We start from the raw sequence: 13,106 nt of genomic DNA on the forward strand, positions 1-13,106 counted from the left end.
CGCAGACCGCTTCACCCGATCGTGTGGCGCAGGCCCCCGGAGCACTAGGCTCGGATCCATGACTGATCATGTGCACGACCTGCGATCCGTCCGCGAGGCCGGCGACCGGCTGCTGATCGACGTCGCGAAACTGGACAACGCCGCCCTGGCCGGAGAGTCACACCTCCCCGGCTGGACCAGGGGCCACATCCTGGCCCACGTCGCCCGGAACGCGGACGCCCTCGTCAACGTCCTGGAGGGCCGCCCCATGTACGAGAGCGCCGAGGCCCGCGACGGCGACATCGAGCGCGACGCCCCGCGCCCGCTGGAGGTTCAGCTCGCCGACGTACGGGAGGCGAGCGAGCGCTTCCTGGCCCAGGAGGGCGCCGAGCAGGACTGGTCCCGCACCGTCGAGCTGCGCAACGGGGTCACCGACCTCGCCTCGAACGTGCCGTTCCGCCGGCTCGTCGAGATCGAGCTGCACCACGTCGACCTGAACATCGGCTACGCGCTCGAAGACCTCCCGGACGAGTTCACCGGCCGGGAGATCGACTTCCTCGCCGACCGCTGGTCCGGGCGTCCCGAGGTCCCGCCGACCGCCCTGGTCGCGGCCGACGGGCGCAGCTGGCGCACCGGGTCCGCGGGTGACCCGGCCGTCACCGTGTCCGGCACCGCCGCGGGTCTGCTGGCCTGGCTGGCCGGCCGCGGCGACAAGGGCGCCTCCCTGACCACCGCGGGCGGACCCCTGCCCGCCCTTCCCCCCCTCTAGGATCGGTTCATGACGTACAGCGGAGCGGTCAAGGTCGGCGGTCCGGCCGACGTGCACGAACTCCCGGACCTGATGATTTCCAAGGTCGCGGTGGGCCCCATGAACAACAACGCGTACCTGCTGCGCTGCCGGGCCACCGACGAGCAGCTGCTGATCGACGCGGCGGCGGAGCCGGAGAGCCTGCTGCGGCTCATCGGCGACGACGGCATCACCTCCGTCGTCACCACGCACCGGCACGGCGACCACTGGGGCGCGCTCGCGGACGTGGTCGAGGCGACCGGTGCGCGCACCTACGCGGGCGCCCACGACGCCGAGGGCATCCCGGTGGCCACCGACGTCCTGGTGGCCGACGGGGACACGGTGACGGTCGGGCGGGTCACCCTGACCGCCCGCCACCTGGTCGGGCACACCCCCGGCTCGATCGCCCTGATTTACGACGACCCGCACGGGCACCCGCACGTGTTCACCGGCGACTGCCTCTTCCCGGGCGGCGTCGGCAACACCCACGGCGACCAGAAGGCCTTCGAGCGGCTGATCGACGACGTCGAGCAGAAGCTCTTCGAGCGGCTCCCCGACGAGACCTGGGTCTACCCGGGCCACGGCGACGACACCACGCTCGGCGCCGAGCGGCCGCATCTCGCCGAGTGGCGCGAACGCGGCTGGTAGTTCCCGACCGGCCTCGGTCAACACCGCGAAGGGTTGCACTCCTTCCGGTCGATGATGACCGGCGCACGTCCCGGAGGTGTGGGGCGGGGTAATTGCTGCACCATGCAACAAGACCACCCCTCCCCCTCCTCCGCCTCTCACCCGCCCTCCCCGCCCCGCTCCCCCTCGATGCTGCGGCTCGCCTCGGCCTCCCTCGCCGGCACCGCCATCGAGTTCTACGACTTCTTCGTGTACGGCACGGCCGCAGCCCTGGTCCTCGGCCCGCTCTTCTTCCCGTCCTTCTCCCCGCTCGCCGGGACCCTCGCCGCCTTCGCCACCTTCGGCGTCGGCTTCCTCGCCCGCCCCCTGGGATCGGCCGTCTTCGGCCACATCGGCGACCGCTACGGGCGGCGCCCGGTACTGCTCGGCTCACTGCTACTCACCGGCCTGGCCACGGTGGCGGTGGGCTGCGTGCCCTCGTACGCCTCGATCGGGGCGGCCGCGCCGGTCCTGCTGCTCCTGCTGCGCTTCCTCCAGGGGCTCGGCCTCGGCGGCGAGTGGGGCGGTGCGGTGCTGCTGACCGCCGAGCACGCCCCCGAGGGCCGGCGCGGGCTGTGGTCGAGCTTCCCGCAGACCGGCCCGGCGGTGGGCTTCCTGTTGGCCAACGGCCTGATGCTGGGGCTGTCCGCGACCCTGACCGACGGGCAGTTCACCGCCTGGGGCTGGCGGGTGCCGTTCTGGGCGGCCGGGCTGCTGGCGCTCGCCGGGCTGTGGCTGCGGCGATCGGTCGAGGAGACCCCGCAGTTCCGGGCGCTCGCGGAGACGGGCGGGCGCGCCGAGGCGCCGCTGACCGAGGTGGTACGGGGCCACTGGCGGCTGCTCCTGCTGACCGGCGGGGCCCTCGCGGTCGGGTACGCCGTCTTCTACTCGGTCACCACCTGGTCCCTCGCCTACGCGACCGAGCACCTGCGGGTGGAGCGCACCGTGATGCTCGCCTGCGTCATGGCGGCCGTCGCCCTCAAGGCTCTGGCGACCCCGGTGATGGCGGTGCTCGGCGACCGCTACGGGCGGCGGCCGCTGTGCCTGGCGGGCTGTACGGCCTGCGCCCTGTGGATGTTCCCCTTCGTGGCGCTGCTGCGGACGGCGGACCCGTTGCTGATGACCGCGGGCTGCTTCGTGGCGCTGCTGGGGATGGTGGCGATGTTCGCGGTGGTCGGCGCGTACCTCCCGGAGCTGTACGCGCCGCGGATCCGCTGTACGGGCGCGGCCGTCGGCTACAACCTCGGCGGGGTGCTGGGCGGGGCGCTGACCCCGATCGTGGCGACGGCGCTGGCGGACGGCTCGGGTCCGCCGTGGGGCGTCGCGGTGTACCTGACCGGCGTGGCCCTGGTCAGCCTGGTCTGCTTCGCGCTGCTGCCGGAGACGAACCCGGCGCTGGTACGGGCGAAGGAGGCGGCGGGCGCGGGCACGACGGCGGGGGCGGCCGAAGCGGCCGCCCCCGCGTAGTTCCCCGGGTCCTCGTTAGGCGTCGATGCTCTCCGGGCGGGCGGCGGCCTCGGCGGCCGCCTGCTTCTTCGAGGCGATCAGGCTGGTGATCGTGGTGATCACGAGGACACCGCAGATGACGCCCAGCGAGACCGGGATGGAGATCTGCGGGACGTGCACCCCGGACTCGTGCAGGGCGTGCAGCACCAGCTTGATGCCGATGAAGCCCAGGATGACGGACAGGCCGTAGCTGAGGTGGACCAGCTTCTTGAGCAGGCCGCCGATGAGGAAGTACAGCTGGCGCAGACCCATCAGGGCGAAGGCGTTGGCGGTGAAGACGATGTACGGGTCCTGGGTGAGGCCGAAGATCGCGGGGATCGAGTCCAGGGCGAACAGCACGTCGGTGGTGCCGATGGCCAGCATCACGATCATCAGCGGGGTCAGGATCCGCTTGCCGTTGTTCCGGATGAAGAGCTTGGTGCCGTGGTACTGGTCGGCGACGCCGAACTTCTTCTCGATCGACTTGAGGAGGCGGTTCTCCTCGAACTCTTCCTCGTCCTGGTCCTGGCGGGCCTCCTGGATGAGCTTCCAGGCGGTGTAGATCAGGAACGCGCCGAAGATGTAGAAGACCCACGAGAAGTTGGTGATGATCGCGGCGCCGGCCGCGATGAAGATCGCGCGGAGCACCAGGGCGATCAGCACGCCGATGAGCAGGACGCGCTGCTGGAGCTGGGAGGGCACCGCGAACTTCGCCATGATCAGGACGAAGACGAACAGGTTGTCCACGCTCAGGGACTTCTCGGTGATGAAGCCGGCGAAGAACTCCTGCGAGGCCTGGCCGTGACCGAAGAACATCAGGCCGAGGCCGAAGAGCACGGCGAGGACGATCCAGACGACCGTCCAGATGCCGGCTTCCTTCACCGACACGTCATGGGGTTTGCGGCCGATGAAGAAATCGGCGCCGATGAGGATGCTCAGACCGAGAATGGTCAGCACCCAGGTGTACAACGAAACGTCCACTGTTCTTACGCCTCCGGCAGATGGCTCAGCACTTCGTCAGCGTCATCGCTGCCGGAGGTCTCTTCCACCCGGGCGGCCTGGAGGCCGTGGGCCGACGCCCCGGGACGACTGCGTTTCAGAGACGACCGCAGTGGTCCGTATTGACGGGTACGCCGTAGCAGGAAAGCAGGAATACTCCCCTCCGCGGTCTCCAGGGTACCGGCAGAGGAGCGGAAAGGTAAAGGGAGTACCAAAGACTGGTCAGCGGCGGGTCAGTGACAGGTCACCCGGCGGTCATGGGCCGGCGCGCGACCCGGCGCCTGCGGTCAGGGCCGGGGCCCCCTGCGGGCCGCCGCGATCCGGTCGAGCGCCCGGTCCAGGACCTGGCTGCCCCGCGGCGGCAGATCCGGCTCGAAGGTCCAGTGGTGCCCGACCCAGGGATCGGCCAGATGACTGTCCGGGACCGGCGACAGCCGCATCAGCGAACGCCACAGCGGATCCAGCAGCGGCCCGTACGCCGAGGCCTCGTCGCGGTCGGCGACCATCAGCAGGTGCACGCCGACCGCCGGGCCCTCGTCCGCCAGGTAGCGCAGCTGGGTGACCGCCCGGTCGTCGAACCCGTGCGGGAAGTCGTGGACGATCAGCAGCTGCCCGGCCGTGTCCACGTCCGGCGGCAGGTCCTCCGGGGCCCCGGCCCGCAGCGCCATCTGTACGAGGTCCACCCGCCGGGTCAGCGCGGCCAGCGTCCGCGTGACACCGCCGGGCCCGGCGGCGGGCGGTTCGGCCAGCACCCCGGAGCGCACCAGCGGGGCGAGCGAGGCGGCACCGGCCCCCGCCGCGTCGATGACGTGGACGGCGTACCGGCCGCCGGGGTGGACCGCCAGCAGCCGCACGGCGTGCGCGACGGCCATGTCCATGGCGGCCAGGCGCAGCCGGTCGGTGTCCATGGCCATGGCGGCCTCGGAACCGGTGCGGCCGTTGTCGATCCAGATGCCGCGCTCCAGCGGGAGCCGCATCAGCATCGGGATGCGCAGGTCGGGCCGCTCGGGCAGGTGCAGGTCGCCGAGCCGCAGGGCCAGCGGGCTCTCCTCGGGCAGGGCGGCGGCGCGGCCGTCGTGCCAGACGGGGCTGTCCCAGCGGGCGTACGGGGCCGGCAGCGCGGGCTCGACCACCTCGGTCTCCGCGACCAGCTGGGCGAGGTCCCGGTCGAGGACCGCCCGCGCGCGGTCAACCAGCTCGTCGCGGCGCTCGCGCGCGGCGTCACGGGCGGCGTCCCCGGAGCCGCCGAGGCGTTGGCGGGGGTCGGACAGGGCCTCGCCGAGCTCCCGGTCCATGCGGGCGTCCGCGAACTCCACCGCGCTGCGGTAGGCGGAGACCGTACGGGCCAGGTCCTCGAACATGCCCCAGACCTGGTTGTAGAGCCGCTCCTCCATGGACCAGCCGGCGGCGTCCCCGGCGACGGGGCGGGGCGGCTCGCCGGGCCCGGGGGCCTGTGCCCGCTGCGGCCCCGGCTCGGGCGGCTCGGCGCTCGTCGGGCGGCGGCGCGGGTGGGCGTAGCTGATGGTGGGCGGCGCGTCACCGGACGCGGACCCCGGCGCCTCGACGTACGGATCCGGCGGCTGCGCCGCTGGCGGAGCGGGCGGCACCTCCCGCGACACCCTCACCCCCTGAGGCACCGTAGGCGTGGCCTCCGCGGACGCGGGCACGGCGCCCTCTGCGGGCGCGGGCGGTGTGGGCACGGCCGGAGCGGGCGCCACAGGCGCGGCGGCCTCGGGCGCCATGGGCATGACGACCTCTACGGACGCGGCGGACGCGGCCTCTGCATGCGCGGCCGGAGCGGGCGCCGTGGGCGTGGCGCCCTCGGCAGCCGTGGCAGGCGCAGACGTGACGGCCGTGGCGGGCGCGGACGCGGCGGGCTCGGGCGGCGCCGTTGCCATCACCTGCGCGGCCAGCGCAACGGCTGCGGGCCCGGGCAGCCCCGCGTCGGCCAGCAGCGCGCCGAGCCCGGCGGCGTACCCCTGGCCCACGGCGCGGACCTTCCAGGCGCCCTGGCGCCGGTACAGTTCCAGGGCCACGACGGCGGTCTCGGAGTCCAGCCCGGTCAGGGTGTACCCGGCGATCTCGGCGCCCTCCGGTTCCGCCACCGCCACGTACGGCGCGGGGACGGCGCCGAAGCGCGCCGGGCCGCCGGGCGGCAGGACGAGCACCAGCCCGACCCGGTGCACGGCCGGCCCGACGGAGTCGAGGTCGACGGTGAACCGGTGCCGGCCGGACAGCTCGCCGGGGACTTCCAGCCCGGCCAGGGCACGGGCACCGGGGTGGGCCACCGCCTCGGGGCCGGGAAGCCGGTCCGCGTCGTCGCCGGCGGAGACCAGGGCCAGCACCGGCGTGTGCGCCGAGACCCTGATCTCCACCCGGCTCCGGGACAGGGGGTGGTTCTGCCCCCGGACCAGTTCGGCCGTCATCGTGCAGCCCTCCCCCGTGCCTCGCGCCTGGTGCCTTGTCGCCTTGGTTCCTTACAGGTGCGGCAGGATCGCCGGCATCAGGTCCTGGAAGGTCCGGCCGTTGGCCGGGTTGCCGAGGGCCGTCATCTGCCAGCCGCCGCCGACGCGGGACACCTTCGCCATGATCTGCGCGGTGTACTGGCCGCCGCCGTCGAGGGTGTAGCGGGCCAGCTCCTGGCCGTTGGTCTCGTCGACGATGCGGCAGAAGGCGTTCTGCACTTCCTGGAAGGTCTGGCCGGTGAACGAGTTCACCGTGAAGACGATCTGGTCGATGTGCACCGGCACCCGCTGGAGGTCGACGAGGATCGACTCGTCGTCCCCGCCCTGGCCCACGCCGCCGACGAGGTTGTCACCCGTGTGCCGCACGGAGCCGTCGTCGCTCTGCAGGTGCCGGAAGAACACGACGTCCACGGGCTGCTTGTCGGCGAAGAGCACCGCCGACGCGTCCAGGTCGATCTCCCGGGTCCGCGAACCGAACAGCCCGCGCCGCTTCGCCGCCTGCCAGCCGAGGCCCATCCGGACCGCGGTCAGCGTGCCCCCGTCCGCCTTCTGCAGACTGATGGCCTGACCCTTGGTCATGTTGACCGTCACGCGCTGTCCCCTCTCCTTAAGCCCGCCCTTGTGGACCCGCAGCGTGTACCTGCGGCCGAATGCCAACCCTACTGACCAGCCACAGGTCAGGCGAGGCCCGCTTCCTTCATCTGCCGCAGCTCCTTCTTCAGCTCGCCCACCTCGTCCCGGATCCGGGCGGCCACCTCGAACTGGAGCTCGGCCGCGGCGCCCCGCATCCGCTCGGTCATCTGCTCGATGAGCGAGGCCAGTTCCTGCGCGGGCCGGTCGGTGAGCGCCTCGGCGGCCTTGGCCCCCTTGGCTCCCTTGCCGCCCTTGGCCTGGGCGGCCCTGCCGCCGAGCGCGGGCACCGGGGCCTTGGCCTCCTTGCCCTGCCGGTAGCCGGTGCCGAGCAGCTCCTCGGTGTCGACCTCCTCGCGGGCGATGGTGGCCACGATGTCGTTGATCTTCTTGCGCAGCGGCTGCGGGTCGATCCCGTTGGCCGTGTTGTAGGCGACCTGCTTCTCGCGGCGCCGGTTCGTCTCCTCGATGGCCTTCTCCATCGCGGGGGTCATCTTGTCCGCGTACATGTGGACCTGGCCGGAGACGTTGCGCGCCGCGCGGCCGATGGTCTGGATGAGCGAGGTCCCGGAGCGCAGGAAGCCCTCCTTGTCCGCGTCGAGGATGGCCACCAGCGACACCTCGGGCAGGTCGAGGCCCTCGCGCAGCAGGTTGATGCCGACCAGTACGTCGTATTCGCCGGCCCGCAGCTCGCGCAGCAGCTCGATGCGGCGCAGGGTGTCCACGTCACTGTGCAGGTAGCGGACCTGGATGCCGAGCTCCAGGAAGTAGTCCGTGAGGTCCTCGGCCATCTTCTTGGTGAGGGTGGTGACCAGGACCCGCTCGTCCTTCTCGACGCGCGCGCGGATCTCGTGCACCAGGTCGTCGATCTGACCCTCGGTCGGCTTGACCACGACCTCGGGGTCGATGAGCCCGGTGGGGCGGATGATCTGTTCGACGAATCCGTCGCCGCGCGAGAGCTCGTACTTGCCGGGGGTGGCCGACAGGTAGACCGTCTGGCCGATCCGCCCCTGGAACTCCTCCCACTTCAGCGGCCGGTTGTCGAGCGCCGACGGCAGCCGGAAGCCGTGGTCGACCAGGGTCCGCTTGCGCGAGGCGTCACCCTCGTACATCGCGCCGATCTGCGGAACGGTGACGTGCGACTCGTCGATGACTAGGAGGAAGTCCTCCGGGAAATAGTCGATGAGGGTGTTGGGCGCGGAGCCCCGCTCACGGTCGTCCATGTGCAGCGAGTAGTTCTCGATACCGGAGCAGGAGCCGATCTGACGCATCATCTCCAGGTCATACGTGGTGCGCATGCGCAGCCGCTGCGCCTCCAGCATCTTGCCCTGCTTCTCCAGCTCGGCAAGGCGCTCCGTCAGCTCGGCCTCGATGCCGGCGACCGCCTTCTCCATGCGCTCGGGGCCGGCGACGTAGTGGCTCGCGGGGAAGACGTACAGCTCGCGGTCCTCGCTGATGACCTCGCCGGTCAGCGGGTGCAGCGTGGAGAGGGCCTCGATCTCGTCGCCGAACATCTCGATGCGGACGGCCAGTTCCTCGTAGACCGGGAAGATCTCGATGGTGTCGCCGCGGACGCGGAAGGTGCCCCGGGTGAAGGCCACGTCATTGCGGGTGTACTGGATGTCGACGAAGCGGCGCAGCAGCTGGTCGCGGTCGATCTCCTCGCCCACCTTGAGGGAGACCATCCGGTCGACGTACTCCTGCGGGGTGCCGAGGCCGTAGATGCAGGACACGGAGGCGACGACGATGACGTCCCGCCGGGTGAGCAGCGAGTTCGTGGCGGAGTGGCGCAGCCGCTCCACCTCCTCGTTGATCGAGGAGTCCTTCTCGATGTACGTGTCCGACTGCGGTACGTAGGCCTCGGGCTGGTAGTAGTCGTAGTACGAGACGAAGTACTCGACGGCGTTGTTCGGCAGGAGCTCGCGGAACTCGTTCGCCAGCTGGGCGGCGAGGGTCTTGTTCGGAGCCATCACCAGCGTGGGCCGCTGGAGCTTCTCGATCATCCACGCAGTGGTCGCCGACTTGCCGGTGCCGGTCGCACCCAGCAGGACGACATCCTTCTCACCTGCACGGATGCGCTTCTCCAGCTCGGCGATGGCCGCCGGCTGGTCGCCGCTGGGCTGGTAGGGGCTGACGACCTCGAAAGGCGCCACCGTGCGTTCGATCTTCGATACGGGCCGCATGACTCAACCGTACGACCCCCCACTGACACTCAAGCGCCTCCGCCGCCCATGAGGCTTCCCGCGGGGCCGCGCGGTCCCGGCGGAACGCCGCGCCCACGGTCGGGTTCGTGGCGGCATGGTCCGTTTGTCGTAGTTCGGTGGCGGCTCGGTGATCTTCAACCCCATGATCGCCATGGGATACCCGCAGGAACCACGCTCCCCTGAAGTGCATCGCCGCAACGTCTGCCGTTCCGCGCCCGCTTGGGGCGGGAACAGGGCTCACGACCCGAGGAGAACGCACATGTACGTCCGACCCGCCGCCGCGGCCGCCGCCGCGTTCCTGGGTTTCACCCTCACCGTGCTGGGCGGGACGGCCTCGTGCGCCGCGTCCGGCCCTGTTCCCGCCCCCCGCGCCGACCCCCGCCCCGGTCCCGCGGGGTTCTCGAACCCCGTCGTGTACGCCCACCGGGGGGCTTCGGCGTACGCCCCGGAGAACACCCTGGCGGCGATCGACCTCGCGATGCGGCTCGGTTTCGCCTGGGTCGAGAACGACGTCCAGCGCACCAGGGACGGCGTGCTGGTGGTCGTGCACGACGACACCCTGGCCCGCACGACCGATGTCGAGCAGCGCTACCCGGACCGGAAGCCCTGGAGGGTCAAGGACTTCACCGCGGCGGAGATCGCCGGGCTGGACGCGGGCAGCTGGTTCTCCGAGGGCTTCGCGGGCGCCCGCGTCCCGACCCTGCGGCAGTACCTCGCCCGGGTGCAGCGCAACCAGCAGCGACTGCTGCTGGAGATCAAGAAGCCGGAGCTCTACCCCGGGATCGAGCGGGAGACCCTGAAGGTGCTCGACGAGGCCGGCTGGCTCGACGAGCGCCATGTGTCGGGGCGCCTGGTCGTGCAGAGCTTCAGCGCCGACTCCGTACGGGCCGTCCACGACCTGCGCCCGGACCTCGTGACCGCCTTCCTCGGCACGCCGGCGGTGGCGGACCTCCCGAAGTACGCCCGCTTCACGGACCGGATCAACCCCTGGCACACCACCATCTCGGCGGGCTACGTCGCGGCGGTGCACAACCTGCTCGGCGCCCACGGCAAGGCCATGGAGGTCGACACCTGGATCGTCGACGACCCGGCGACCGCGCGGAAGGTGCGGGACATGGGCGTGGACGGGATCATCACCAACGCCCCCGACGTCGTGAGGAAGGCGATCGGCGGGTACTGACGCCGGGGCGGAGGGGTCGGCGCTGTCGGTGGGGCGCCGTACCGTGGAGGCGTGGACAGCACCGAGCGGCCCCGCGGGCCGCGCCTCGAATGGACCGTGGTCCCCAGCGACATCGGTCACCTGCTCCTGGCCGCGACCCCGGAGGGTCTGGTCCGGGTCGAGTTCCATGCCGCCCCGGACCGGGTCGACAGGATGATCGGCTCGCTCGTCTCCCGGCTCGGCGCCGACGCCTGGCGGCCGCCGCCGGGCGAGGAAGTGCTGCTGGCCGCGCCCATACGCCAGCTGACCTCGTACTTCGCCGGTTCGCTGAAGCGCTTCGACCTCCCCCTCGACTGGCGGCTCAGCTCCGGCTTCAACCGCCAGGTGCTGCTGGAGCTGGACCGCTCCGTGCCGTACGGCGCCGTCGTCGGGTACGGGGAGCTGGCCGCCCGCGTCGGGCAGCCGGGCGCGGCCCAGGCGGTGGGCAACGCCATGGGGTCGAACCCGCTGCCGCTGGTGGTCGCCTGCCACCGGGTCGTCGAGAACGACGGCGGGATCGGGGGCTTCGGCGGCGGGGTCGAGACCAAGAGGCAGTTGCTGGCGCTGGAGGGCGTCCTTCCGCAACCCCTGTTCTGACCTGCGCGTTCCCGCGCGGCGACCGGCCCGGCGGGGCGTTTCGCATCCGCCTCGGTCCGGGGCGGATACCCGGTTCCGCCGCGCCGTGCGGGGTGCGACACTGCGCCGGTGAGCACTCCCGCCGCCCCCGGCCCCACCGCGCCCCTAAGCCGCCTCCCGCACCCACCCCGGTCCCCCCTCCCGGCCCCGGCTTCGGTCGCGGCCCTGGTCTCGGTCCCGCGAAGGGGATCGGCGTGAGCGCCGCGCAGGGCACCGAGCGGACGGTTGCGCCCGTCGACCTGGCGGCGCTGCCCGCGCTCCAGCGGCGCACCTCCGCCGTGCTGATCGCCAGCCAGATGCTGGGCGGCCTCGGCGTGCCCATCAGCATCGCCCTCGCCCCGGTACTCGCGACGCAGGTCAGCGGCACCGAGGCGCTGTCCGGCTTCGCCTCCACCGCCGCCGTGATCGGCACCGCGCTGGTCTCGCTGCCGCTCGCCGCGCTGATGACCGCGCGGGGGCGCCGGCCCGGCCTCGTCGTGGCCTACGCGATCGGCGCGGCGGGCGCCGCCCTGGTCGTCTTCGCCGCCTCGGTCAAGAGCTTCCCGCTGCTGATGCTCGGCATGGCGTGCTTCGGAGCCGCCTCCTCCGCCAACCTCCAGGCCCGGTTCGCGGCAGCCGACCTCGCCGCGCCGGACCGGCGGGCCCGGGCCATCTCGATCGTCGTCTGGGCCTCCACCATCGGCGCCGTGCTCGGCCCGAACCTCTCCGCCCCCGCCAGCCGCAGCTTCGCCGGCACCTCCATACCCGAGACGGCGGGCCCCTTCGTATGGGCCGGCGCCGTCTTCGTCCTCACCGGCACGCTGATCGCCGTACTCCTGCGGCCGGACCCGCTCCTGACGGCCCGCGCGCTGGCCGCGCCCGGGGAACAGACCCGGGCGGGCCGTTCGCTGCGCGCCGGGCTCGCCGCCGTCAAGGCCTCGCCGCGGGCCCGGCTCGCCCTGGTCACCGTCGCGGTGTCACACACCACCATGGTCTCGATCATGGTGATGACCCCGGTCGACCTCGGTCACCACGGCGCCGGGCTGGAACTCGTCGGCCTGGTGATCAGCGGTCACATCGCGGGCATGTTCGCCTTCTCCCCCGTCATGGGGTGGCTCGCGGACCGGCTCGGCCGGCTGTCGGTGATCGGCCTGGCCGCCGGGCTGCTGTCGGTCGCCGCCCTGCTCGCGGGCACCGCGGGACCGAGCCACGGCCAGAGCGCGCTCGGCCTGTTCCTGCTCGGGCTGGGCTGGTCCGCGGGGATGGTCTCCGGATCGGCGCTGCTGACCGATTCGGTGCCGCAGCCCGCGCGGGCCGCCGTACAGGGGCTGAGCGACCTCACGATGAACACCTCCGCGGGCGTGGGCGGCGCGGCCGCCGGCCTGATCATGTCCCAGGCCGGCTACGGCTGGCTGAACGCCATCGGGGCCGCCCTGCTGCTGCCGATGGCCGCGCTCGCCCTGTTCACCGCGCGCCGCCACCCCGCGCCCGCGAAGACGGAGGCAGGGGTCAGTAGCTGATGTGGTAGGCCTTGCGGAGCGTCTCGTGCACGGTCCAGGTGGTCTTGTCGCCCTCGCGGAGCACGCAGGCGGAACCGGGTCCGACCTCCAGGGTGCCGCCGCCCTCCACCTCGATGGTGGCGCGCCCGCTGACCACCACGAACAGCTCGTTGGCCTCGGTGTCGGTGACCACGCCCGGGGTGATCTGCCAGATCCCGCGCACCTGCGAGCCGTCCTCGGCCTCCCAGAGCACCTTGCCGGTCACCACGGGCGCGCCGGAGACGATCTGCGCGGGGTCGAGTTCCTCGGTCTCCAGCTCCTCGTCCGGGACGTCCGGTACGGACACGGCGAAGGAGGCGGGGGCGGGGGCGGAGTGATCACTGGTGCTCATGGCGCGCCAGCCTAATCCGGGCGGGCCACGCGGCGCGGTGACCAGAGCGTCCAGCTTCGGCCCGGCGGACGAGTCATCCTGTCCAGCGTCGCGGCGGACCCGCTCTGCCGGGCGACCCCGCGCCCCCTCTTGCGCGGGCGGGGCCGCCGGGGCACGGCACCCGGCGGGTTTCGGCCAGCGCGGTGCGC

At 72.4% G+C, this 13,106-nt stretch carries 11 protein-coding genes; 6 read left to right on the forward strand and 5 right to left on the reverse strand.

The annotated features are described in order from the left end of the window. The first annotated feature begins 58 nt into the window (after positions 1 to 58). From IE248_RS16900 to IE248_RS16910, 3 genes are all read left to right on the forward strand, one after another. Positions 59 to 748, forward strand: coding sequence for a maleylpyruvate isomerase family mycothiol-dependent enzyme (locus IE248_RS16900; RefSeq protein ID WP_190031085.1), 690 nt, complete (start codon positions 59 to 61; stop codon positions 746 to 748). Between the two features lie 9 nt (positions 749 to 757). After that, entirely contained in the window at positions 758 to 1,414 is a 657-nt protein-coding gene (locus tag IE248_RS16905) for an MBL fold metallo-hydrolase (RefSeq protein WP_008741084.1), read from the forward strand. A gap of 168 nt (positions 1,415 to 1,582) precedes the next feature. Further along, on the forward strand, positions 1,583 to 2,899 hold the full coding sequence (locus IE248_RS16910) for an MFS transporter (RefSeq protein ID WP_190031205.1): 1,317 nt from the start codon (positions 1,583 to 1,585) through the stop codon (positions 2,897 to 2,899). A gap of 15 nt (positions 2,900 to 2,914) precedes the next feature. Here the strand turns inward: IE248_RS16910 and IE248_RS16915 are convergent, their stop codons facing one another. From IE248_RS16915 to uvrB, 4 genes are all read right to left on the reverse strand, one after another. Further along, positions 2,915 to 3,898 carry a TerC family protein gene (locus tag IE248_RS16915; protein ID WP_073778739.1) on the reverse strand — a complete coding sequence of 328 codons (984 nt, stop codon included), beginning with the start codon at positions 3,896 to 3,898 and terminating at the stop codon, positions 2,915 to 2,917. Between the two features lie 305 nt (positions 3,899 to 4,203). Beyond that, entirely contained in the window at positions 4,204 to 6,342 is a 2,139-nt protein-coding gene (locus IE248_RS16920) for a TerD family protein (RefSeq protein WP_190031086.1), read from the reverse strand. Positions 6,343 to 6,393: 51 nt separating this feature from the next. After that, the gene (locus tag IE248_RS16925; RefSeq protein WP_008741089.1) at positions 6,394 to 6,972 is read right to left on the reverse strand and encodes a TerD family protein; all 579 of its coding nucleotides are present in this window, start codon (positions 6,970 to 6,972) and stop codon (positions 6,394 to 6,396) included. Positions 6,973 to 7,058: 86 nt separating this feature from the next. Next, entirely contained in the window at positions 7,059 to 9,194 is a 2,136-nt protein-coding gene (uvrB, locus tag IE248_RS16930) for an excinuclease ABC subunit UvrB (RefSeq protein WP_008741090.1), read from the reverse strand. A 280-nt stretch (positions 9,195 to 9,474) separates the two neighbouring features. On the opposite strand from uvrB, the gene IE248_RS16935 reads away from it, so the two are divergent. The 3 genes from IE248_RS16935 (at position 9,475) to IE248_RS16945 (ending at position 12,548) form a co-directional block, all read left to right on the forward strand. Then, positions 9,475 to 10,395, forward strand: a complete 921-nt coding sequence (locus IE248_RS16935; protein WP_073798899.1) for a glycerophosphodiester phosphodiesterase — start codon at positions 9,475 to 9,477, stop codon at positions 10,393 to 10,395. A gap of 51 nt (positions 10,396 to 10,446) precedes the next feature. Continuing rightward, complete coding sequence (locus IE248_RS16940; protein WP_190031087.1) at positions 10,447 to 11,010, forward strand: methylated-DNA--[protein]-cysteine S-methyltransferase; 564 nt, start codon at positions 10,447 to 10,449, stop codon at positions 11,008 to 11,010. Between the two features lie 233 nt (positions 11,011 to 11,243). After that, positions 11,244 to 12,548 (forward strand): MFS transporter, encoded by a 1,305-nt coding sequence (locus IE248_RS16945; protein ID WP_073798901.1) that lies wholly within the window; start codon positions 11,244 to 11,246, stop codon positions 12,546 to 12,548. On the opposite strand, the gene IE248_RS16950 is transcribed toward IE248_RS16945, so the two are convergent. Then, positions 12,538 to 12,918, reverse strand: a complete 381-nt coding sequence (locus tag IE248_RS16950; RefSeq protein WP_008741095.1) for a cupin domain-containing protein — start codon at positions 12,916 to 12,918, stop codon at positions 12,538 to 12,540. The genes IE248_RS16945 and IE248_RS16950 overlap by 11 nt on opposite strands. Positions 12,919 to 13,106: the final 188 nt, after the last annotated feature.

The sequence above is a fragment of the Streptomyces goshikiensis genome (assembly GCF_014650555.1).
Lineage (GTDB): Bacteria > Actinomycetota > Actinomycetes > Streptomycetales > Streptomycetaceae > Streptomyces > Streptomyces goshikiensis.